Genomic DNA, 21,871 nt, shown 5'->3' on the forward strand with positions numbered 1-21,871 from the left:
ATGAAGGTTGAAGAATTAGAAAAATTAGCAGGTGCCATTGGATTATTAATCAAAATTCAAGTTAGAGAAACTCTCGGATTATGTTTTTTTAGAATCGTTATAGCAGAACAGAAAAATAACATAATTAAGATTTGGGCCGAAATGAAAGGTTGGACTTATTTAAATAAACAAGGTATTCAACTTGATACATTAAGAATCCTAAGTAAAGCTCCTGCCTTTGTTTCGGAATTAATATGGGCAACAACAATGGCTTGGGCAATTGAAAAAAAATCAAGCAACAAAGTAAGACTTTTAGCTATTTTTGATAGTGAAGGTTATAGTAAAAAACTTACAAGATATTTCAAGTTAATAGGATTCAAAATTGTAAAAGAAGTTGGTTCTAGCCCAGAAGATCTTTTATTAAGATTGGTTTGGGGAGGGGCAGGTACACTTATGAACGGCGAATGTATATCCATATTGAAAAAACTTGAAAAGAAACTCCCTTTAATTGAAGAAAGTTAACCCGCGTGATAACTACTTCTAACTAAAGGGCCAGAAGATACTTTTTTGAATCCTAATTCCTTAGAGAAACGATATAAATATTGAAATTCTGATGGATCCCAATATTTCTTAACTGCCAAATGATTGAATGAGGGCCTTAAATATTGGCCAATTGTAATTTGATCACAATCTATTTTTTTAAGATCATAAATTGTATTTTTTATTTCATCCAATGTTTCCCCAAGTCCTAACATAATGCCTGATTTAGTTTGAATATGAGGAGCAATATCCTTTGACTTTTCTAGTAAACTAAGGGATTTTTTGTAATTTGCACCCCTCCTAACTTCTTTTTGCAGTCTTTCAACAGTCTCAAGATTATGATTAAAGCATATTGGATCTTTTTCTAAAATCATCTTCAATCTCTCAGTCTGAAGATTATTTGTTTCATCAAGATTTTTGCCTCCACCCCATAAATCAGGAGTTAGAACTTCAATTTTAATTGTTGAATCAATTTTTCTAATCTCATCAATTGTAGATATAAATAAATTTGCACCATGATCAGGGAGATCGTCTCTAGCTACAGATGTCAAAACAACATATTTCAAATTTAGTACTTTCACAGCTTCAGCGACTTGAGTACATTCATCAATATTGATAGGACTTGGTCTCCCTTTATTTACCTGACAAAAAGCACATGAACGAGAACATATCGATCCACCCAGTAAGAAGGTGGCTGTTCCTGAGGCATAACATTCTGCTCTATTTGGACATCTTGCTTCTTCACAAATGGTATGAATATTTGATTTTTTGATGAGTGTTTGTATTTTTTCGAATTCTGAAGCTTTACTAATAGGAAATTTAATCCAAGAGGGAAGTCTTAAGATTTTTTCTTTCTTGATTAGATTAATTTCTCTCATTGTCTAATTTAGTTTTGTTCTACCTTCTAAGGCCCTTGCAAGTGTAACTTCATCCACATATTCAAGTTCACTGCCCATTGGAAGCCCATATGCAATCCTCGTAACTTTAGTAAAAGGAGCTAACAATTTTCCAATATAAAGACTTGTTGTATCTCCCTCAACACTTGGGGTCAATGCCAATATGATCTCATCTATTTCAGACTTACTTACTCTTTCTACCAAGCTTCTTATTTCTAAGAGTTCAGGGCCAACAGAATCCATTGGGGATATTAAACCACCAATAACATGGTAAACACCTTTAAATTCTCTGGCGCGCTCCAAAGCAAGTAAATCTTTTGTTTCTGCTACTACACAGATTAGTTTTTGATTTCTTTCAGTATTTCTACATATTTCGCATTCATCTTCTGAAGTCAAATTGAAACATTTTTTGCAACGACCCACATTACTATGTGCTTCTAACAGAGCCTTTGAAAATTCTCTTATTGTGCTTTCAGGTTGTTTTAAAATAAACAGGGCTAATCGTTGCGCTGTTCTTGGACCAATCCCTGGGAATTTCTCAAAATGACCGATTAATTTTGAAAGTGGTTTGGTATAAGTAATCAAAATTAAACTATTTCTAGAGATAATTTAGACGCAAAATTCCGAATTGCCATAATTGTTTGCTTTTAATGTCTTATTATGTTTTTAGTTAGTAATTTCAAACAAAATGAAAAATATTAAATTTAACCCTTTCAAATATTTATTTTTGGTTTTTTTATGCTTAACACTGAGTGCTTGTAGTGGCGGATTAAATGCGGGATTAGAAGCTTATCAAAGTCCAGACGGTAGATATGCCTTTTTGTACCCAACAGGATGGACTAGAGTAAAAGTCGATGGAGGACCTGAAATTATTTATCATGATTTAATAAATAGTAATGAGACCTTAAGTTTAGTTATTTCTGATGTCAATAGAGAGGTTCAATTAGAGCAATTAGGAAGCCCAAGTGAAGTAGGTCAAACATTAATTGATAAAGTCATTGCTCCCGAAGGTTCTGGTAGAGAGGTAAAACTGATAAATGCCAATAAGAGGGAGACATCCGATCATATTTTCTATGATTTAGAATATGAATTAAATTTAAATGAACAGGCAAGACATGAATTAGCTACTGTAGTAATTGATAGAGGAACACTATACACTTTCGCTGTTGGAACAAATGAAGAAAGGTGGAATAAAGTTGACAGTATGTTTAGTAATGTAATTGAATCATTTAACTTCTTAATATAGTTTAGAAATTCATACTAGATTCCTACTTGAACATTCCACAAATCAGCATATATTTTGTTCTGATCTAGTAGTTTTTCATGTTTTCCGCTTTCAACTATTTTACCTTTATCAATAACTAGAATATTATCCGCATTTTTTATAGTGCTTAATCTATGAGCTATTACTATAGTTGTTCTTTCTTTTGTGATTTTAGATAACGATTTTTGGATTAAAGCCTCTGTTTCATTATCAACTGAAGCTGTGGCTTCATCTAATATTAATATTGGAGCATCCTTTAAAACAGCTCTCGCCAAGGCAATTCTTTGACGTTGCCCTCCTGAGAGCCTTTGGCCCCTTTCCCCCACTATAGTTTTATAACCATCTGGTAATTGTTCAATAAATTCATGGGCTTCCGCAATCTTTGAAGATTTGATAATATCTTTAAGACTTGGATTGATTGAGCCATAAGCAATATTTTCTTGTACACTGCCATGAAATAAATAAGTATCTTGACTTACTAAAGAGATACACTTTCTTAAATCCCTCAAATTTATTTCTTTAATAGAAACCCCATCCAAGGTTATTGAACCATTATTACTATCATAAATTCTAAGTAGTAGTTTTATTATTGTACTTTTCCCAGAACCTGTTAAACCAACAATTCCTAATGTTGAGTTTTTTTCAATTGTGAAATTTATGTTTTTTAAAGTTAAATCTCGTCCAGGATAATTAAAATTTACATTATTAAAAATAATTTCTCCTTTGATATCTTTAGGTTCAATTTTTATTTTTCCATCTTTTATTTTTATAGGCGTATCTATGAGATCAATTACTCTATCTATTGAAGCCATAGATCTCTGAAAATCATCTAAAACATGCCCCAAAGTAGTTAAAGGCCATAATAGTCTTTGTGTAATAAACACTAAAAAACTATAAGTACCTACATCAAGTGACTTATTCCAAGTTTGGAACCCTCCAATTAATAGAATCGCTATAAAAGCAAATAAAATTGCAAATCTTATGAGAGGGATAAAAGCAGAAGATAATTTTATTGCAGCCTTATTACTTCTTTGATAATCGAGACTTTCTTTATTTAATCTATTTAGTTCCCATTTTTCTTTAGTAAAACTTTTTATGGTTAGAATTCCACTTAGATTATTATTTAGCCTAGATGCCAACAGTCCAGCTTTATTTCTAACATCTCTGTATTTTGGAGCAAGCTTCCTTTGAAATTTAATTGATCCTAAAAATATAATTGGAATAGGAAAGAAAGCAAATAAAGCGATTTTTGGAGCGACAAAAATCATAGTGCCCCCAATTATTAAGACAGTTATAAATAACTGAATAATCTGATTAGCCCCTTGGTCTAGAAATCTCTCAAGTTGATTTATATCATCATTCAAAATAGATAATAGCCTTCCAGTATTATCATTTTCAAAAAAATCCATATCTAATTCCTGGATATGTTCATAAGCTTTTATTCTTAATTTATGTTGCGATAACTGAGCCAAATTTCTCCATAAAATCGAATATAAATATTCAAAGGAGGATTCACCAGACCAAACTATTCCTGAAGCAAATGCAAGAAAAATCAATTGTGCTGGAACTTCTTTTATTCCAAAACCAGCAATCCATGAATTCTGTTCCTTAACAACGATATCCACTGCAAGACCAATTATTACAGGGGGAGCTAAATCTAATATTTTATTAATTATGGAACTAAGAAAAGCAAAAAATAGTAAGCTTCTTTCCTCAATCAGATTTAAATAAAGTCTAATTATTGGATTTTGATTGTTCTTAGACCTCATAAAAATAATAATTAAATTTTAGTATTATGATTTAAATTTTCTTTAGTTTCTAATTTACATTTTGTTTTTGCATCTTGATGACTTGCAGTTTGCATAAATTCTTCGTAGTAACAATCACAAGTTCCATTCGCAATTTCTTCACTATATACCATTTCTGCTTTCATCATCTCCTCTTTGACACTCTGAAGACAAAATAATTTTATAATTGAATTTTGTTTTGTTTGAGCTAAATAATAACTATTAAAGGAGTTGAATAGTATTATCAGATTCACAACAAAAAAGAAATTATATTTGCCAGCTTTCATTCTGTATCACTAGTTTCTTACTTTAATTTTTTTTAATTTATTTTTAGTTTCTCTATGCAGATCTCTTGGTAAATCTACCAAACTGTAATCATTAAAAATCTGTATCTTACCTATGGATCTACCATTTATATTAGTTGAATTACAGATTGAGGATATAATATTTGCAACTCTAACTCCATCAAATTTACCAAAGTTAAATTTGTAGGTTTCAAAAGAATCATTTTGATAATTATTTCTTCTACTTGAATTTCTCATACGGTTATTATTATTTCTATTTGATCTATTTCGATCAGTATTATTTTGTTTATTAATCCAAGAATCATCGTCATTAACAAAAAATGATTTATTACCTATTACTAAATTAATAGCCGCCATTGCAATATTTGAGTCATCCATAGAGTATTTTTCTTTTAAATTATCTAGTACATCAATAATCAAAGCTTTATTTTCTTCATTTTCATCTTTAGCTAAAGAACTCTCATTAAAACTATCTATAAGTTTCTCCATCCTTTTTTCATTTATTATTTTATTACTTGGTATATTAATTTCTTCAATCTTGGTTCTTGTTGAATTTTCTAAGTTTCTTAGAAAATGTTTTTCTCTTAGATTAACGAATAAAATTGCTTCTCCTGATCTGCCTGCCCTTCCAGTTCTTCCAATTCTATGAGTATATGTTTCCTTGTCAAAAGGAAAATCGTAATTAACAACAAGTTTTATCCTCTCAACATCTAATCCCCTAGCTGCGACATCAGTTGCAACAAGAATATTAATAAATCCTTTTTTCAATCTATCTACAGTATTTTCTCTTTGATTTTGAGGTATATCTCCATTAAGTACTGCCACAGTATGACCTGAATTCTCTAAAGCTTCAGCGATTGAAGTAGTAAGTAGTTTTGTCCTAACAAAAATAATTACTCCCTCGTTATTAAGTTCTAGTATTCTTTTTAAAGCATCTAACTTATGATGTCTTTGAACATATAGAAATTTTTGAGAAATTAATTGAGTTTCTTTTTTGACACTTTTGATTAATATTTCGGCGGGATCATTTAGATATTTTTTTGCTATATTTCTTATCTCATTAGGCATTGTTGCTGAAAACAATACCATCTGCTTATTTTCCGGAAGTTGATCTATTATCCATTCAATATCTTCAAGAAAACCCATATTTAACATTTCATCTGCCTCATCTAAAACAAGACAATTTATATCTTTAATTTTAAAAGTACCCTGCCTTATATGATCCATTATTCGGCCTGGGGTCCCAACTACTACGTCAACTTTTCTTTTTAATGCAGAAATTTGATTTCGATAGTCGGTACCTCCATATATTGCAACCGTCTTAAAATTACTAGATTCAGAACTATAACTTTTAAAGGATTCTGCCACTTGAGTTGCTAATTCTCTTGTAGGAGTCATAACTAAAACCTTGGCATTTAATTCTTTATTATCTGTAAGTTTTTCTATTAATGGTAATGCGAAAGCTGCAGTCTTTCCTGTTCCTGTTTGTGCTTGGCCTAATAAATCCCTGCCTAACATTAGTTCGGGAATTGCAGCTTTTTGGATGGGAGTTGGATTTTTATATCCTTTATTTATTAACGAGTTTAAGATCGATTGATTAAACCCAAATTCGAGAAATCCATTGTCATTATCTTCTCCCTTAGATACTTCCAATAGTTGAGATTCAATTTCTTTTTTGTTATCTAAGTTCTTGAACTCTAGTAGAGAAGAATCGTCATTCTGAGAGTTTTCCTGCTCACTACCAAGAGAGTTACTATCTTTTTTAAAAGCCATTTTAAATGCCTAATAATCTTCTGATTAGGCATTCAACAAATATCTAAATTGACATAAATTGTTGATTAGCCTTACAGAGCCGAAATATTAATCTAACATCTTGGGGTTAAGATATTACTAATTTCTCAAAAATAAAATTTAATTTAAATAATATATATTTAAAGATTTTTTCGCTCTTGTAACAGCAGTATAAAATAACCTTCTTTCAAAATTATCTCTGCAAAAGCTATTTTGACTATCTTTTTTTTCTTTTACAGCATATTGATTTCTTCTATAGTTTTGGGACCACAAAATGTTTACTTTTTCAGATTCACTTCCTTGAGATTTATGAATAGTAATGGCTATTGCTGGTACAACATTTTCTAAATTAGATGGATCAATTAATGTGACAATTTCTTCGTTATTATCATTAAATTTTCTAAAAAGATATTTTCTTTTATTTTCTAAACCTATAAGTACTCCGATATCCCCATTTGACAATCCTAGTTCATTATTATTTTTTGTACACATGATCGGAATACCCTCTTTAAGAGTTTTAAGGTCATAGGGTTTTTTTTGACCAAAAACAATTTCATTCAAATATTCAACACTCCATATTCCGGAATTTTTTTCGCATAAAATTAAGTGACTTTGTAAATCCAGAAATATCTTATCTACTAAATCTTTTTCATTAAGCAACAAATTATCAATACACTTATCAAATATATATTTTTTTTTACTTAAATTTGAAGTTGAAATATTTAACTGTTTTAGATGACTTGTAATCGAAAATAATAGATCTTTTGGAATATCTTTTTTTCTACTCTTTGAAATAGTAATTTCTTTTGAATTATTATCTTTTTCTAATTCTTTTATCTTTTGATTAAGTAAAGAAAAATCATTATTAAATATTAAACTACTAATTAATGCTATATCTCCAATGTTTCTATAAGTTTTTTCTAAATTTACTACACAAGATTTAATTGAACTATTGTCGGAATATTCAAACAAATAATTCCATATAGAACAGTTATTTACTGGAGACAATTGATTTTTATCACCAACTAAAATAATTTTACAATCCTTTGCTAGCAAATTTAAAACTGATTCAATCAAATCGATATTAACCATTGACATTTCATCAATTATAAAAATATCAAGCTCTTTTAGTTTAAATTTCAAAGTAAGAGATTTATTTTTAGAATTTAAAATCCATCTATGTAAAGTTTGAAATTCTATCTGATCTAGAAATTTGCTAAAGGAAATATTTTTTTTATCATTAAGGGCTTCTTTTAAACGAGCTGTAGCTTTACCAGTTGGAGCAGACAAACCAATATTTAAAAAGTTATCAATTTGAAGCAGTTCTAGTATTAACTTTATTATTAAAGTGGTTTTACCCGTGCCTGGTCCTCCTTGAAGGAAAACTAAGTTTGAATATTTAAATATATTTTTAATTTGATCAATTTTATTATCATCTTTATAAATTATTGAGTTCATTAAATTATCGGTATCTATTTTTTTTATAAATAAATTAATAACTCTTTCTATCTTTTTTGACCATTTTGATAAGGATAATTTTCTATTTACTAATACGAATGGAGAATCAAGGGAACCAATCAAACCTAAATTTTTTAAAACATCTATATGTTTATTGGGCCAGCCATCCTCTAATAATTCAAAGATTATTAAACTATTATCAACATCAATAATAGTTTCACCATTTTTTTCAAACTCTAATAAAATTCTTATTACATCTTTTACGAAATTTCCATATTTTTTTTCACTAAATTTGAAAATACCTAAAATTAAATTAAATATATGATCGTATTGGAACTTTTCAATATCAGTGGAAGTTTTAGTCATTTTAAAAAAGGTTATCTAAATAATTAATTCTTTTTAAAGGTGCTTTGCTAATAAAAATACCTGGAGATATATCTTCAGACTTAGACTTTTCAAATAATTCAGAATCTGGCAATCCCTTTAAAAACAAATAAATATATCCTCCTAGATGTTTATGTGGTTGATAATTTTTAAGTCGCCACTTCAATAATCTATGCAATGCTAATAAATAAAGATGAGATTGCAATGGATAATGATGTTTAATCATTTCATTTCTCATATTTTCATAGTTATAGTTTCTCGGTAAACAATCACTATTATCACTACCAGAAATCAAATTACTTTTCCAGTCAATTACCCACCATTTACTATCTTCTAATTTATTTCCTACAGGGAAAACACAATCAATACATCCTGAATGAAAGCCTTTATTCATAATTTGAAGATCATTTATTTTATTTGCATATTCTTCACCAAATTCATATTCTTGATCTAAAAAAAAGCAATTTGATATATCATTAGAATTAATATTTCTACCTTCATAAGATAGGGTTAAATCATATTTGAGTTCCTTAATTAAGTAATCATTTGGAATATCAACTAGTTTCTTATTTTGTAATTCTCTTCCTAAAGATATATTTATGATTCTTAAAATCGCATCTTTTACTTTAAAAGCTAAAGAAGTATCTATTTGATGAAAATTCAATTCCTCAATAATTAAATCAATTAATTCTTGATTATTATCGTTTCTAAATTCAAATCTTTCTAATATTTTGTGCAGGCAAGTCCCAGCAATATTTCCTTTGGGAAATTCACTTAAGGGATTTGGATAAGAAAAATAATTAGGATTATTCTTTGAATTCTTAAAATTAGAATCTTTGATAATTGATATATTATCTTCATAATCCTTATATTGATTAATAACTGCATCAATATTTTTATCTTTACGTATCCAAGAAGAATAACTTGAATAAGAAATAAATTGATCAGAATTAAATACATTAGATATTTTCTTATTAAAGTTATCGATTTTCCAAAGATTATTATTCAATCGCTTGGTTCGGAACTTCGAAAAAATTTCTTTTATTTTCTCTTTTTCTATCCTGACTTGAAAATTAGACTTGTAAATATTGATATTTTCCAAATTATTAAGTAAATCATTATTTAAAATATTATTTGTATCCTCTAAATCATTAAAAACAATAAGTTTATATTTGCTCCTGGTAAGTGCTACATAAATTAACCTCTCACTTTCTTTAAATAAATCTTCTTCTTCTATTAATTTAAATTTTTCAACTTTAGAGTAATTATTAGAAATATTAACATATATATTTCTATCAATATTCGATTTCCAAAGAGGTCCTTTAATTTTATTTGACTTATTTGAAATAATTGAGAGATATGGACATAGGACTATTTCAAATTCGAGGCCCTTACTACTATGAATGGTAGAAAGATTTATTCCATTTTGAAGATTATAATCTTTCGTCAAAAAATCTTCGCCAGTAGAAATTCTTAAAATATGATCTAACTGATTTTTATACCAGTTGAAGACTATATTGATATCAAAATCATTATTTATTAACTCTATTTCAACAATTTCTGAAAGTTGAAATAAATTTAAATTTAAATCTGAATCTTGAATAATCGAGGATGACTTGTAATTTATAAGTAGTTCATTAACAATGTTTAAAAAACCTTTTTCTCTTAGTTCGTGGGACCAAGTAATGCATTTATTAATTAAAATTTCTAAATTATTACTAATTCCATGATCAAGTAAATCTTCTAATTTTATTTCTATAAACTTTGAAGTAGCTAGCAAAGTTATATTTTTTAAAGACCTCGGATTTAATAAACATTCGATGAATAAAAATAGTAAAGAACTTGCTTCTGTATCAAAAATATTTTGCTTATTTTGAATTTTGCATGGGAGGTTAAACTGATTTAATTTTTTTTTAAAATCTAAGCATTGCGAATTATTTAATGTAAGAATCGCAATTTTATTAATATCAATTTCTTTATTATTTAAAATAAAGTTAACTATATAGTGAGTTACAAGATCCTCTATATCAGTCTCTTTTTTTGAAAACTCTACAATTTCAAATACATCCTTAAATTTAAATTCATAATTAATATCTTCATTAATTGTTGAGGTTAATTTACTATATTTTAGTTTTGATTGTTTAAGTCCATTCTTATAAAGTTTATTAAGAACATCGATTAACTTTTTTGAGGATCTATAGTTATCTGTAAGATTAAAGACTTCGATTGCATTAGATCTTGCATCTAAGTAAGTTTCAATATCTCCACCTCTAAATTTGTAAATCGCTTGTTTTGGATCACCTACGCAAAGTAAAAAATGATTTTTTGTATTAAAGAACTTTTTTATTAAATTCCACTGAGTAATATCTGTATCTTGGAACTCATCAACTAAGACACATTTAAATCTTTTTTGAATTTTAGATAGAGTATTACTATTACAAATTTCCGAATCTAGAAATGTATTTTCTACAGTCTTGATAAGATCATTGAAGTTTAAAATAGAAAAACTTTTCTTTAATTCAATTAATTTTATATAAGCTAATTGGGTAAATATTCTTACAAATTCAGTAAAGAAACCTTCTTTTATTTTATAAATTTTATCTTGTAATGAATTAAATTTAGTAAAATCTAATTTTAGATTATGTTTATTAATTTCTTTAGATATATTTTCAATATAAAAATATTTAGATAAAAGATCATCCTTAGAAATATCATATATTAAATCAATAATATTTTTAGAATTAAGTCTTTTGTTAATCTCTTCAATCCAACAATTTATTTGATTAAACTTATCATTTCTTGGTTTTGCAGCATATATTTGACTTTTTCCACCACTCTCCTTAATTAATTTTCCCAACTCTATGAGTTGTAAAAATAATTCCTTACCTTTCTTATTCCATTCAAAACAAAAATCGTTCCAATTTAAATAAAAAAATTGATTAAAATAATTATTAAAATCAATATTCTTATATTTATTATTTATTTGAAATTTACAGATATTTTCTTGATCTATATTTTTTAAAATTTCTACAAAAAATGACTTATTGATCCTACTTCCAAATCTAGAACTTATTTTTTTTTTGTTGACCGCTGAAATAAGCTCATGATTAAGATTCAGAAAATCATCAATCCACAAATTATCTATTACATCTTTATAAAAATTATCAATATTATTCTCAATATATGGATCTTGAGTTACACCTATTTCAATACTATATTCATCAATAATATCATTACAAAAAGCATGGAATGTAATTACTTTTAACTTGTAGAATTGATTTATAAAATTATCAATTTCGGAAATTATATTTTCCTTAGATTCATCTTTATCCTTAAAATTTAAATACCAATCCTTAAGAGTATTATCTATCTTAACTTCATTATGACTTTGCAAATATACTTTTAAAGTATGAAATCTCAAGAGTATTTTATCTCTTAATTCTGAACAAGTATTTTTCGTAAAACTCAGCAAGAGTATCTCATCTGGTTTAACTTTTTTCTCCAAAACATTTCTTAAAACTATGTGAGCCAAAGTAAAACTCTTACCCGTTCCCGCACTTGCTTCTACTAATTTAAACTTATTATCTAATTTAATTTGATTAATATCCATTTTCTTATTAAATTAAACTTTAACCTCATTTTTATATAGTAAGTAATTCTTAAATTTATTAATTAAATATTTCTCTTCCAAGGCAATCTTAAATTTAATAATTAAAGATAAACTTATTGTCAAAAATAAGTAATAAATAGATAATTTAATTATAAAAACTCCAATGGAAATAAATAATAAAGAATAGTACATGGGATGGCGCGTAAATCGATAAATACCTGTAGTAACTAGATTGCTATTGTTTATAGGTCTTGGGAAAGGGGATAAATTTCTACCTAAGTCTTTAATTGAAACTAACATTAGTATGAAAGCGATTATGATAATCAAAAGGCCCATGAAATAAGAAAAAGGACTTGCTTGAATTATTTGTTTTTTTGGAAGAAATTCCCATTGAAAAAAATGAAGACTAATAATAAAGAACTGTAAAAAAACAAGCATTAGGTCATAAGCAGCTTTAAAAAAATTTTTTAACTTAAATTTAGACATTTTTTATTTCTTTAATGCTTTAATTAGAGGACCATATAATCTGTATGATAATTGATCAAAATTATTATTTCTAAGAAAGAAATCTGGTTCTTTTTCATTACCAAAACACAATTTCATTACGATATTATCTCTTTCTCCTTTAGAAAAATTTTTATTACCAATCCATTTATCTGTAAAAGCTTTTTTTTCATTTTTTGATTTTATTTTTGCTTCTACATATTTATAAGTACTTTCTGGAGGAAGAGGTAAACATTTTTCAGAATAATTTTTAAAAATATTTATGTAATCCTCCAAAATTAGATTTGATTCAGCTTCTCCGGGTGATTGAATAATTTGCGATTTGTAATTATTTTCTGTTCTAAAAATTACTTTACTCCTTTTTATATTCCTCTTTAAAGAAGAAATAAAGAGTAATTTTATCCAAGCCTCAGTCAAACTACTTAAACTTAACTTCGCATTAATTAATTCAATTACGGTTTCATCAGCGATTAAATATTCTTCTTTATTCGCATTTAACTTGACATAGATTTTATTAATTTTATTATGTTGACTCAAACTTGCAGCTAGGCTGCTTAATAAGTCTTTGATTTCTTTTTCTTTTGTAAAAATACTATTTTTGGGCATAATAATACCATTTTCAGCCAATTGATCATTAATATTTAATTCATTTAAATCATCAATAATATTATGCTTATCAATCTCTATTTGCTGGATTATTTTTGTAATTAATTGCGACTTTTGCAGATTGCTTACATACTCCTCGTCTGGATGATGAATAAATATTTCATTGGGAGAAATATTGTTTTTATTAAGCCAATATTTTTGTGGATTCTTGAACCAATAAATCAATTCTGATAACTTGTAATTTTTAATATCAGATTTTTTTTCATTCCAATTTATATCTTCTATTAAAGAATAATTACTTTTAATAATCTGACATTTATCAAGATCAATTATTTCATTTTTATTTAAATCAGAATCTTTAATTATTAGTTCTCTTTGGCTTTGGTTTAAGAAACTATCAAAAAAAGATATTAACTCTTTTATAGGAAAAGAAACATCTAATTTTTTATTGTCTTTATCATTTTTTACCCAGGTAACTATAAATTTATCTCTGCAGGCAATTAACAACTCCAGAAATGCATATTTCTCTCTTTCAAAAACAGATGGATCACCCAAATGATATTTGTTTTTTAATAAATTAATGGTTTCACTCTTTGGTAATTTTGGATAATTAACACTATTCATGTCTATCAGGAAAATAACCTTATGTGGAATATGCCTTGAATTCTCAATATCACTTACTAGGATCTTGTTAACTCGTGATTTGTTTTGATATTTAACTTTATTTATGCAAGAAATTAATATTTCTCTAAAAACTTTTAACAAGATAAGATCATCAGGTATTAAAGGTATTGCGTGATTATCAAGAATTCTATTTATTTGACTTATTTCTAAATTGAAATTTGCATTAGAATCAGCAACACTTTTTAATATAAACTTTATCTTTTCAACCCAATTCGTGTAAGAAAAAGATCCCCTTATCAAATTAATATATTTTTTTAAATGAATTAATATTTTAACCCATTTATTCAAATCCAAACTAATATTTTTATAACTAAATGGTTTTAAATTAAAATTACTTAAATTTACTTCTTTATCATAAATTAACCCTAAAGTAATTCTATTTATACACCAATCTAGAGTATTTTTCTCTTCACCTAATCTTTCTTTATCATCTAATCCCCAATGAAACCCTGCTTGGGTTAGTAAGAAAATTATTTCATCCTTCTCAGTAATATTAAAATCAAAAATGTTCTGAGTTACTTTTTTCGAAAGAATATAATCTATTTTTTCAAGTGTAATTTTTTCACTTGCTATTTCAGTAATATCAATTAGAAATTCATAAATGCCTGCAGAGTCATTATTATCATCATCAATAAAAAAATAAGGTATCTTTTCTCCATTAATTAACTCATTATTAAAGATGTACCTTAGATAAGGTTTAATTAAATTTGTTTGTGGAGATAAAACAGCAATATCACTATATTTAATATTCTCGCAAGAATTTATTATCTCTATAATTTTTTTTCTTAAATATTCAAATTGACTATTCTGATTAAAATGCTCACAAAGTAATATTGAGTCATCCCTTTCACTTACTGTAAAATCGACGGTACTATTATCAATTAGTCTTTTTTGAATTTGATTAAGAAGAGGAATATCTTTCTTATTATTAAAATTAGTTGTTGGATCGAGATAAATAAGATTATTTTTTAAATTTATACCTTCTGTATAAATATTTTCATCAATTAATTTCTGAAAGTTTGCTCCAAATTTACCAAATATTTTCTCTATATTTGTATTATTTAAATTCAATTTACTTTCATTATCATCAAATTCCAACTCACCTTCAAGACAATTTATCCTATTCCATAAATCTTCTCCAGGAGATAATAAATACAAATTTACCTTAATAAATTTTGAAAGTTCTGAATAAAAATTAATATGTAGTTTAGATAAGTTATTATCTGAAAAAATATAAATTTGATTTGGCACTTGAAATTGAAGGTTTTTAATTTTTCTTAAATTCTTTATTACTTCAATCATGTATAAACATGATGGCTTTTCAGATATCTTTTCCTCTAATAATTTATATAAAATAGGCTGCCAAAATTGATCCGAGTTTAAATTCTTAAATAGACTAGATGAATTAATTTCATATCTATTCCATTGAGCAATCATTTCAGGTCTAAAAATCAGATAATCAATAAAATTATTCGTGATCTTTTTTGTCAGACTATATATATCTCCATCAATTATCTTTTTATTATCCAAATATTTATTAATCCAATTTCTAAGCGGAAATGATTCTTTAAAGCTATTTAATTCTTCCAAGGAATCAACAATTCCCCATTTAATTGACTCAAAATTCCATGCGCTCATATCAATTGCAGGGAAAAAATTTGTCAATAAAGATTCGGTATACGTTGATATTGTCTTTAATTCATAAAGAGCACTTATTTTGTTTTTTATAGTTATTTGTTCACGTAACCAATTCCCAAAAAAGTAATTGGGGACTACTATTTCTAATTTCTCATTTATAGCCGGAGGACATATTTTTAATTCCTCTGCTAACAGCTCACTAATTACTTCAATTTTATTTGACTTATAAAGATTGAGCAATTTACTAGATGGTTATATTACTCAACTTTAAATGGATCAATTATTTCTGCATTAGGAAATTCGAATTCCCCCACAGCAACAAACTCTAAACGAAGCTTTAAGAAAGTTATAAATTTTTTATCGGTCGACAAAACAACTGCTGGGGTAGATGGAATTTTTGCTTTTAGATCAGCAAATTGGGTGGTTTGTAAAAATGATGGATTTTTTAAGAGCCAAAAATCTATTTCTTTATTATTTTCTTTATAGTTCCTCATCCTCTCTTTCAAAATTTCATCAAGTGGTTCTTCAACTGTTAAAAACTTTTCACTTGCTGCAACGAAAAAGTATGTTGTCATTTTAAAATTTAATTTGATGTGATAAGGGACTTCATCTCACGTACAGACTTTTCTAATCCTATCGCTAAAGCCCTAGCAACAATACTATGACCTATGTTCAACTCGTTCATATTGTTAATTGATGCAATTTTTTTAACATTATTGTAGTTTAGGCCATGACCAGCATTAACAACCAATCCAAGGTCATTTGCTAAATGTGTAGACTCTATAATCCTTTGGAGCTCTTTATATTGTTCAGATCCCGATAGTTCAGCATATTTTCCAGTATGTAATTCTATAAAATCAAAGCCTATTTCTTTGGAATAATTTATCTGTTCACCAAGAGGATCAATAAATGCGCTTACTTCTATATTTGAATCCTTTAAATTCCCAACAGCCTTCTTAAGGTATTGCATATTACTTTTTAAATCCAACCCGCCTTCAGTAGTAACTTCCTCTCTTTTTTCAGGCACAAGCGTTACATAATCGGGAAGAATTTTTTTGGCAATTTCTAACATTTCACCTGTAGCAGCCATCTCTAAATTGAGTTTTGTTTTTATAGTCTCTTTCAGAAGGAATACGTCCCTATCTTGTATATGTCTTCTATCTTCTCTGAGATGTACGGTTATGGAATCTGCCCCTCCTAATTCAGCTAAAAAAGCAAATTGCACAGGGTCAGGCTCGACAGTTTTCCTTGCTTGCCTTACATTTGCAATATGATCAATGTTTACTCCTAAAGTAGCCATAATTTTGAAATTCTTAGTTTCTAGACAATCTAGTAACCGCCCAATAATAGCTAATAAAAAAAGGCAAACACTTAAATTATTAATATATAGTAAATAGAACTTGAAGAAGAATTCCACAAATATTTGGCATAAAATCAACCCTGCGTTGGGATTTATTGCAATGTTCGTTACCCAGGACGTCGTTTTGAGATTCTTTTTTAGAAAAAAGAAAATATTAAAAAATGGTTTTTCGTTACCCATAAATTCTTCTATCATTCTAGCTCCAACCCACAGATCAAGATGGGACGGCTTAATACTCACAATGGCGCTGGGCAGGAGGGTAACAAAAAAGGATTGTAGATTTATGGTTACCAAATCCGAAATGAGAGGAATACAAGGTTGGTTTTTAAAAAGACTTGGATGTTTTTCAATAAATCAATTATCGCCTTCTCTCTCAGCTTTAAGATATGCTATTGATCTTATAGAAAAAGGAGAACAACTAGTTGTTTTCCCCGAAGGAAAGATTAATAGATATGGAAAAAAATTAGTTCTCAAAGAAGGACTTTATAGATTAGCTAGATTAGCTACCAAAAAAACAACTTCTATTACTATTATTCCAATTGGGATTGCCTACAGTAAAGTTCCTCCTAATTTTAGGGGTGAATTTTGTTTATCATTTGGAGAGCCAATAGTAATTAATGACTATTTAAACTTTCCTATCAAAAAATTTAATACATTTCTAAATGAAAAAATGATTCAAGAGGAAGAAAAAGCATTAAAAAATGTAGGTAGATGAATCTGTAATAAGTTACTATAAATTTTAATAATTGAAAAAGAAAAATGAAATTCTTAAAATTAATCCCAATTCTATTTATATTTTTTGGGAATATTCCCTACAAAAATGAAGTTCATGCTGAAATAAAGAATCCAAAAGACTTCAGAGTATTCTCAAATGAAAGTAAAAAGCTTTCAATTTCAAACGTAGAATATTTCATAAAAGAAGGTGATAAATATATTAAAAATGGGGATTTCGAAAAAGCAAAGGATTCTTACTTAGACGCTAGAAAATTGGCGAAGCAACTTGCCTCTTTTTATTCTGATCTAAATTCATCCTTCAAAGGAATTGATGCCAGAATACCAAATGAAATGCAAAGGAAAGGAAAGGAAACATTACAAATTTTGGCAGAAACAAATGAGAGATTAGCATCCATGTATATAAAAACTGAAAAGCCTGAGGTTGCAGTACCCTTACTTGTTGAGACAATTAGAATAATGTCACCTAACACTCCAGAAGGTAAAGAAGCTTATGAAAGATTGATCCAACTAGGATTTGTTGAGACAAAATACAAAGGTTAATTAAAAAAATATGATTACTAAAACAGAGGTTATTAATTTAATCACTAAAAAAATTCCAAGTTCCAAAGTTTTTGTTGAAAACCTTAAGGGAAATGATCATTTACAAGTTACTGTAATTGCATCTGAATTCCATGGATTATCATTAGTTAAACAACACCAGCTAGTCTATTCTGCTTTGAAGGAAGAATTAGCTTCAGAGGCTATCCATGCACTGGCATTAAAAACAGAAACTCCAAATTGAATTATGGACAAACTAACAAAAGATAAAATACAAAAACTGATTGATTCTAATCCAGTAATGGTTTTCATGAAAGGGACAAAATTAATGCCTCAATGCGGTTTTTCCAATAATGTAGTGCAAATACTAAATTCACTGGGAGTAGAATTTGGAACGTTTGATGTTTTAAGCGATTTTGCTATCCGAGAAGGTATTAAAGAATATTCAGATTGGCCAACAATTCCGCAAGTTTACCTAAAAGGAGAGTTTCTTGGAGGTTCAGACATTCTTATTGAGATGTACAACTCAGGATCTCTTAAAGAAAAAATAGAAATTGAATTAGCGTCTTAAGACATTAGTAAGTATAAATACTGAATTGATTAATAAAAATTAATATTTTAAATCCTTTTTTTATCAAAAAAGCCTTTATTTCCATCTCCCTCTGGATCAATAAAACTTGACGGATCTAGAATCCATCTTTCAATTAATTTTTCTAATTTTTCTTGATCATTTTGCTCTAAACCATTGCAATTCCTTAATGCTTGAAGATAACCATCACTATATAATTTAAGATCAGATGGCGTATGATAACGAGTAACTAAGTCCTGGAGACTATCGCAAATTGATTGAAAATGACGAATTGCTTTAGGATTTTCAAATGATGTCATAATTCGATAGATTCTGATTTTTATTTAGCATTTGTTATACCTTATTAAGGATGACCAAATATTGCCCGGCCAAACAGTAATTAAGAATGCAATCAACTGAGCAAATCTTAGCTTCAACTCCTGGCAGTTCACAATTGCCTCAGAGCTCTCAAACCCCCTCAAGAGTTTTAGTTGTTGAACCTCACCCCACACTTAGAACGGTCCTTGTTCAAAGGCTTCGCCAAGATGGCCATTTAGCTGCGGCAGTAGGCACAGCAGCTGAAGCTATTGACTTATGCAGAGAACAATCACCTGACCTATTAGTTAGCGCAGAAATACTCGATCAGAATACTGCAATGAGACTCGCCCAACAATTAGGGTCCTCTGTCATAGTTTTAACGGCAAGATCAGGTGTGGAAGCATTAGTTAATTTGTTAGATGAAGGTGCAGATGATGTTCTTAGAAAACCATTTGGTCTAGAAGAGCTTGCAGCTAGATGTAGAACCCTTTTGAAAAGAGGGAGAATTGGATTACAAGAAAAAGTTGAGGTTGGCCCACTAGAGGTTCATCTTCTTTTAAGACAGGTAACTCTTAGCGAGAAGCCCGTAGAATTAAGCCCTAGAGAGTTTGCACTCCTTTGCGCCCTTTTAATGCCACCTGGCATGGTTAGGAGCCGACAAGAGCTTCTGAGAATGGCCTGGCCACCCTTCAGCGGGGGGCCGAGATCTGTAGATACTCAGGTATTAACTTTGCGGAGAAAATTAGAACAGGCAGGCTTGGGAGAAGGTGGTGGTATAACCACTGTTAGACAACAAGGTTATAGATTCAGTATTGATAATATTTAGCTTAGAAAAGCAAAAATCTCCCCCGCAATCATCATTATCGAAAGTAAAGTCAATAACTTATAAGTCCATAGTGGTGATATGTAAGATATTTCATTAATATCAATCCCAGTATTACTAGAAACAATTAATAAAAATTTTTCAAATTTTTCCACTCTTTGTGGGACAAGGTAGTTTTCACCTTGATGCGTATTAAAGTAATAAACTTTACTACTCTGACTCGTTGGTAAAGATTTGATTAACTTAATATCTTTCCAAGAAATCTCCCAATTTTTTTTTCCTAAGAATTTAGAAATAAAGCTACTTTTATATGAAATTTTATTACTGCAAGTTTCTACATAATCACTAGTAATATTGATTATCAAATAAAGGCCTAGTGCAAAAATTATAATAGAGGGTATTTTTAATTTTTCGATTGAAATAAATGGTAAAGGAATTGTAAGCGCTAAATAAAGAGAAATTAACGAACTTTTCACAAAAAAAAGAGTTTTAAATTTTTCTATCATTTCATAAAAATCCTTTTAATCTGGCAATTTAAAACTGTTTAAGTTTAACTTTGCACCTATTTTATGAGCGCATGCGTATCCACTAAAAGCAACGGCATTTAGGCCTTGGCCAGGGAAACATGAATCCCCTACACAATAAAGGTTTTGAATTTTTGTAGTGTTGAAAGGCATTGGCAAAAGTCCAAGCAACTTTTTACTGGGAATTGGCCCATAACTACCTTCAAATCTTCCAAGAAACTTTTTATGAGTTTTGGGAGTACCAATTTCTTTGTGGTCAATATTTTGTTCAAGATTAGGAAGAATAGTTGATATTTTTTCAACAAGGAAAGAAAAATATTTATCTTTCTTTTGCAAATATTCTTTCCTTGTTAGGCCTTCCCATTCACTAATCGATGAAGGAGTAAATGCATGCACGATATGTTTACCTTCAGGAGCCAAAGACGAGTCAAGCAAAGTAGGTATAGAAACAAAAATAACTCCCTTTTCGCTTTCTAATTCATCCCAATTTTTAACTATTATATGATGACAATTAAAATTGTCGGGTATTAGATTTTTTTCTACTCCAAGGTGAATCGAAACAAAAGAAGGTGAGGGTTTATAAGTTTCTGACCACTTATATTCACTTTTTGGCACGTTTTCACTTGAAATTAATCCTTTAGTATTATCTTTCAATCCAAATGTATCCCATCTAGTAGAGTTGGATACAATAATATTTGAATATATCTCTTCTCCATTTGAGAGCTTAACTCCTACCGCCTTCTCATCCTTTAAGAGGATTTCAGTCACGTTGGCTTTATATCTTACTTTTCCTCCTAATTTTTCAATACCAGAAACAAACTTCTCTGCTATCGTTCCAACTCCCCCTTTTGGATAATTTATACCCCCAGCATGCCTATCTGTAAATACCATCCCTGCATTAATCATAGGGGTTTTTAGAGCTGGCATTACAGACCAACAAAAACATTCGATATCGATAAATTTTAAAAGTTCAGGATCTTTTATAAACTTTCTCGCAACATCTCCTGCATTTGCAGGTAACCATCTAGCTAACCCTAAACAGGATAATGGGGATTTAAAGAAGACTTTAAAAAGATAACTTGGATCCTCTATTGATAAAAGAGGCATTGAATCTAAACATTTAAATACACTGGCACAAGTATCATAGAATTTCTTGATACCTTTTTTTTCATTGGGGAAACTAGCTGATAATTTGCTTATAAATTGCTCATAATTTTTATCTACTGAAATATTAAAGTTATGTGGTAAGTGATATTCCAGTTGAACAGGATCCGGAATAGTTTCGCATTTTTCGTTTACATCCTTTAATGCACGAGTTAATAAATTGGTATAACCTTTTTCTCCAAATCCAAAAATCATTGAAGCTCCTACATCAAAGGTATAGCCTTTTCTTTTAAAAGAGCCTCCACTCCCTCCTGGAATAATATATTTTTCAAGAACTAATACTTGAGCTCCTTTCGCTGCCAATTGTGAAGCAGTTACTAACCCTCCTATTCCTGAGCCAATAATAATTGCATCGAAGTTTTCCTTATTTAATTCCATTTTTTGATCCTTGATAAT

General features: G+C 28.6%; 21 protein-coding genes. 7 read left to right on the top strand and 14 right to left on the bottom strand.

The window, feature by feature from the left end; genetic code table 11:
• Complete coding sequence (locus SIB45_RS08650) at window positions 1–501, top strand: hypothetical protein (protein WP_011863153.1); 501 nt, start codon at window positions 1–3, stop codon at window positions 499–501.
• On the opposite strand, the gene lipA is transcribed toward SIB45_RS08650, so the two are convergent.
• Together lipA and recR are read right to left on the bottom strand one after the other, a co-directional pair.
• The gene (gene lipA, locus SIB45_RS08655; RefSeq protein WP_011863154.1) at window positions 498–1,397 is read right to left on the bottom strand and encodes a lipoyl synthase; all 900 of its coding nucleotides are present in this window, start codon (window positions 1,395–1,397) and stop codon (window positions 498–500) included. The two genes, SIB45_RS08650 and lipA, sit on opposite strands and share 4 nt — an antisense overlap.
• 3 nt (window positions 1,398–1,400) lie before the next feature.
• Window positions 1,401–2,000, bottom strand: coding sequence for a recombination mediator RecR (recR, locus tag SIB45_RS08660; protein ID WP_011863155.1), 600 nt, complete (start codon window positions 1,998–2,000; stop codon window positions 1,401–1,403).
• Between the two features lie 103 nt (window positions 2,001–2,103).
• On the opposite strand from recR, the gene psbP reads away from it, so the two are divergent.
• Window positions 2,104–2,661: a photosystem II reaction center PsbP gene (gene psbP / locus SIB45_RS08665; RefSeq protein WP_011863156.1), complete on the top strand. Its 558-nt coding sequence runs from the start codon at window positions 2,104–2,106 to the stop codon at window positions 2,659–2,661.
• Window positions 2,662–2,675: 14 nt separating this feature from the next.
• On the opposite strand, the gene SIB45_RS08670 is transcribed toward psbP, so the two are convergent.
• From SIB45_RS08670 to SIB45_RS08710, 9 genes are all read right to left on the bottom strand, one after another.
• On the bottom strand, window positions 2,676–4,448 hold the full coding sequence (locus SIB45_RS08670; protein WP_011863157.1) for an ABC transporter ATP-binding protein: 1,773 nt from the start codon (window positions 4,446–4,448) through the stop codon (window positions 2,676–2,678).
• Window positions 4,449–4,459: 11 nt separating this feature from the next.
• Window positions 4,460–4,615, bottom strand: a complete 156-nt coding sequence (locus SIB45_RS08675) for a hypothetical protein (protein ID WP_225866346.1) — start codon at window positions 4,613–4,615, stop codon at window positions 4,460–4,462.
• 147 nt (window positions 4,616–4,762) lie between these two features.
• Complete coding sequence (locus tag SIB45_RS08680) at window positions 4,763–6,544, bottom strand: DEAD/DEAH box helicase (protein WP_011863159.1); 1,782 nt, start codon at window positions 6,542–6,544, stop codon at window positions 4,763–4,765.
• A 138-nt stretch (window positions 6,545–6,682) separates the two neighbouring features.
• On the bottom strand, window positions 6,683–8,386 hold the full coding sequence (locus tag SIB45_RS08685; RefSeq protein ID WP_011863160.1) for an AAA family ATPase: 1,704 nt from the start codon (window positions 8,384–8,386) through the stop codon (window positions 6,683–6,685).
• A 1-nt stretch (window position 8,387) separates the two neighbouring features.
• Window positions 8,388–12,014, bottom strand: coding sequence for a UvrD-helicase domain-containing protein (locus SIB45_RS08690; RefSeq protein ID WP_011863161.1), 3,627 nt, complete (start codon window positions 12,012–12,014; stop codon window positions 8,388–8,390).
• 12 nt (window positions 12,015–12,026) lie between these two features.
• On the bottom strand, window positions 12,027–12,500 hold the full coding sequence (locus tag SIB45_RS08695; RefSeq protein WP_011863162.1) for a methyltransferase family protein: 474 nt from the start codon (window positions 12,498–12,500) through the stop codon (window positions 12,027–12,029).
• A gap of 3 nt (window positions 12,501–12,503) precedes the next feature.
• Window positions 12,504–15,686, bottom strand: a complete 3,183-nt coding sequence (locus SIB45_RS08700) for an exodeoxyribonuclease V subunit gamma (RefSeq protein ID WP_011863163.1) — start codon at window positions 15,684–15,686, stop codon at window positions 12,504–12,506.
• 17 nt (window positions 15,687–15,703) lie between these two features.
• Window positions 15,704–16,021: an MgPME-cyclase complex family protein gene (locus SIB45_RS08705; RefSeq protein WP_011818643.1), complete on the bottom strand. Its 318-nt coding sequence runs from the start codon at window positions 16,019–16,021 to the stop codon at window positions 15,704–15,706.
• A gap of 8 nt (window positions 16,022–16,029) precedes the next feature.
• Window positions 16,030–16,746 carry a pyridoxine 5'-phosphate synthase gene (locus SIB45_RS08710; RefSeq protein WP_041484703.1) on the bottom strand — a complete coding sequence of 239 codons (717 nt, stop codon included), beginning with the start codon at window positions 16,744–16,746 and terminating at the stop codon, window positions 16,030–16,032.
• Between the two features lie 160 nt (window positions 16,747–16,906).
• On the opposite strand from SIB45_RS08710, the gene SIB45_RS08715 reads away from it, so the two are divergent.
• From SIB45_RS08715 to grxD, 4 genes are read left to right on the top strand one after another with little or no spacing between them, the layout of a single operon-like run.
• A complete protein-coding gene (locus SIB45_RS08715; RefSeq protein ID WP_011863165.1) occupies window positions 16,907–17,521 on the top strand; it encodes a lysophospholipid acyltransferase family protein in 615 nt (204 codons plus the stop codon).
• A 44-nt stretch (window positions 17,522–17,565) separates the two neighbouring features.
• Complete coding sequence (locus SIB45_RS08720) at window positions 17,566–18,081, top strand: hypothetical protein (RefSeq protein ID WP_011863166.1); 516 nt, start codon at window positions 17,566–17,568, stop codon at window positions 18,079–18,081.
• A gap of 10 nt (window positions 18,082–18,091) precedes the next feature.
• Complete coding sequence (locus SIB45_RS08725; RefSeq protein ID WP_011863167.1) at window positions 18,092–18,322, top strand: BolA/IbaG family iron-sulfur metabolism protein; 231 nt, start codon at window positions 18,092–18,094, stop codon at window positions 18,320–18,322.
• A 3-nt stretch (window positions 18,323–18,325) separates the two neighbouring features.
• Window positions 18,326–18,649, top strand: a complete 324-nt coding sequence (grxD, locus tag SIB45_RS08730; RefSeq protein WP_011863168.1) for a Grx4 family monothiol glutaredoxin — start codon at window positions 18,326–18,328, stop codon at window positions 18,647–18,649.
• A gap of 47 nt (window positions 18,650–18,696) precedes the next feature.
• Here grxD and SIB45_RS08735 read toward each other — a convergent pair whose 3' ends face one another.
• Entirely contained in the window at window positions 18,697–18,966 is a 270-nt protein-coding gene (locus tag SIB45_RS08735) for a DUF6761 family protein (RefSeq protein ID WP_011863169.1), read from the bottom strand.
• 86 nt (window positions 18,967–19,052) lie between these two features.
• On the opposite strand from SIB45_RS08735, the gene SIB45_RS08740 reads away from it, so the two are divergent.
• Window positions 19,053–19,790, top strand: coding sequence for a response regulator transcription factor (locus tag SIB45_RS08740; protein WP_011863170.1), 738 nt, complete (start codon window positions 19,053–19,055; stop codon window positions 19,788–19,790).
• Here the strand turns inward: SIB45_RS08740 and SIB45_RS08745 are convergent.
• Together SIB45_RS08745 and crtH are read right to left on the bottom strand one after the other, a co-directional pair.
• Window positions 19,787–20,293, bottom strand: coding sequence for a hypothetical protein (locus SIB45_RS08745; RefSeq protein ID WP_011863171.1), 507 nt, complete (start codon window positions 20,291–20,293; stop codon window positions 19,787–19,789). The two genes, SIB45_RS08740 and SIB45_RS08745, sit on opposite strands and share 4 nt — an antisense overlap.
• A 15-nt stretch (window positions 20,294–20,308) precedes the next feature.
• Window positions 20,309–21,853 (bottom strand): carotenoid isomerase, encoded by a 1,545-nt coding sequence (gene crtH, locus SIB45_RS08750; protein WP_011863172.1) that lies wholly within the window; start codon window positions 21,851–21,853, stop codon window positions 20,309–20,311.
• Between the last annotated feature and the right edge of the window lie 18 nt (window positions 21,854–21,871).

The organism is Prochlorococcus sp. MIT 1304 (assembly GCF_047305015.1).
GTDB lineage: Bacteria > Cyanobacteriota > Cyanobacteriia > PCC-6307 > Cyanobiaceae > Prochlorococcus_A > Prochlorococcus_A marinus_E.

Excerpts from the sequence above, each read along its gene's own strand:
- crtH (WP_011863172.1), bottom strand. The coding sequence starts at position 21,853 with ATGGAATTAAATAAGGAAAACTTCGATGCAATTATTATTGGCTCAGGA.
- SIB45_RS08735 (WP_011863169.1), bottom strand. The coding sequence starts at position 18,966 with ATGACATCATTTGAAAATCCTAAAGCAATTCGTCATTTTCAATCAATT.
- SIB45_RS08705 (WP_011818643.1), bottom strand. The coding sequence starts at position 16,021 with ATGACAACATACTTTTTCGTTGCAGCAAGTGAAAAGTTTTTAACAGTT.
- SIB45_RS08720 (WP_011863166.1), top strand. The coding sequence starts at position 17,566 with ATGAAATTCTTAAAATTAATCCCAATTCTATTTATATTTTTTGGGAAT.
- SIB45_RS08650 (WP_011863153.1), top strand. The coding sequence starts at position 1 with ATGAAGGTTGAAGAATTAGAAAAATTAGCAGGTGCCATTGGATTATTA.
- SIB45_RS08690 (WP_011863161.1), bottom strand. The coding sequence starts at position 12,014 with ATGGATATTAATCAAATTAAATTAGATAATAAGTTTAAATTAGTAGAA.
- SIB45_RS08680 (WP_011863159.1), bottom strand. The coding sequence starts at position 6,544 with ATGGCTTTTAAAAAAGATAGTAACTCTCTTGGTAGTGAGCAGGAAAAC.
- SIB45_RS08745 (WP_011863171.1), bottom strand. The coding sequence starts at position 20,293 with ATGATAGAAAAATTTAAAACTCTTTTTTTTGTGAAAAGTTCGTTAATT.
- SIB45_RS08675 (WP_225866346.1), bottom strand. The coding sequence starts at position 4,615 with ATGATGAAAGCAGAAATGGTATATAGTGAAGAAATTGCGAATGGAACT.
- SIB45_RS08710 (WP_041484703.1), bottom strand. The coding sequence starts at position 16,746 with ATGGCTACTTTAGGAGTAAACATTGATCATATTGCAAATGTAAGGCAA.
- lipA (WP_011863154.1), bottom strand. The coding sequence starts at position 1,397 with ATGAGAGAAATTAATCTAATCAAGAAAGAAAAAATCTTAAGACTTCCC.
- SIB45_RS08715 (WP_011863165.1), top strand. The coding sequence starts at position 16,907 with ATGTTCGTTACCCAGGACGTCGTTTTGAGATTCTTTTTTAGAAAAAAG.
- SIB45_RS08695 (WP_011863162.1), bottom strand. The coding sequence starts at position 12,500 with ATGTCTAAATTTAAGTTAAAAAATTTTTTTAAAGCTGCTTATGACCTA.
- SIB45_RS08670 (WP_011863157.1), bottom strand. The coding sequence starts at position 4,448 with ATGAGGTCTAAGAACAATCAAAATCCAATAATTAGACTTTATTTAAAT.
- SIB45_RS08685 (WP_011863160.1), bottom strand. The coding sequence starts at position 8,386 with ATGACTAAAACTTCCACTGATATTGAAAAGTTCCAATACGATCATATA.
- psbP (WP_011863156.1), top strand. The coding sequence starts at position 2,104 with ATGAAAAATATTAAATTTAACCCTTTCAAATATTTATTTTTGGTTTTT.
- grxD (WP_011863168.1), top strand. The coding sequence starts at position 18,326 with ATGGACAAACTAACAAAAGATAAAATACAAAAACTGATTGATTCTAAT.
- SIB45_RS08740 (WP_011863170.1), top strand. The coding sequence starts at position 19,053 with ATGCAATCAACTGAGCAAATCTTAGCTTCAACTCCTGGCAGTTCACAA.
- SIB45_RS08725 (WP_011863167.1), top strand. The coding sequence starts at position 18,092 with ATGATTACTAAAACAGAGGTTATTAATTTAATCACTAAAAAAATTCCA.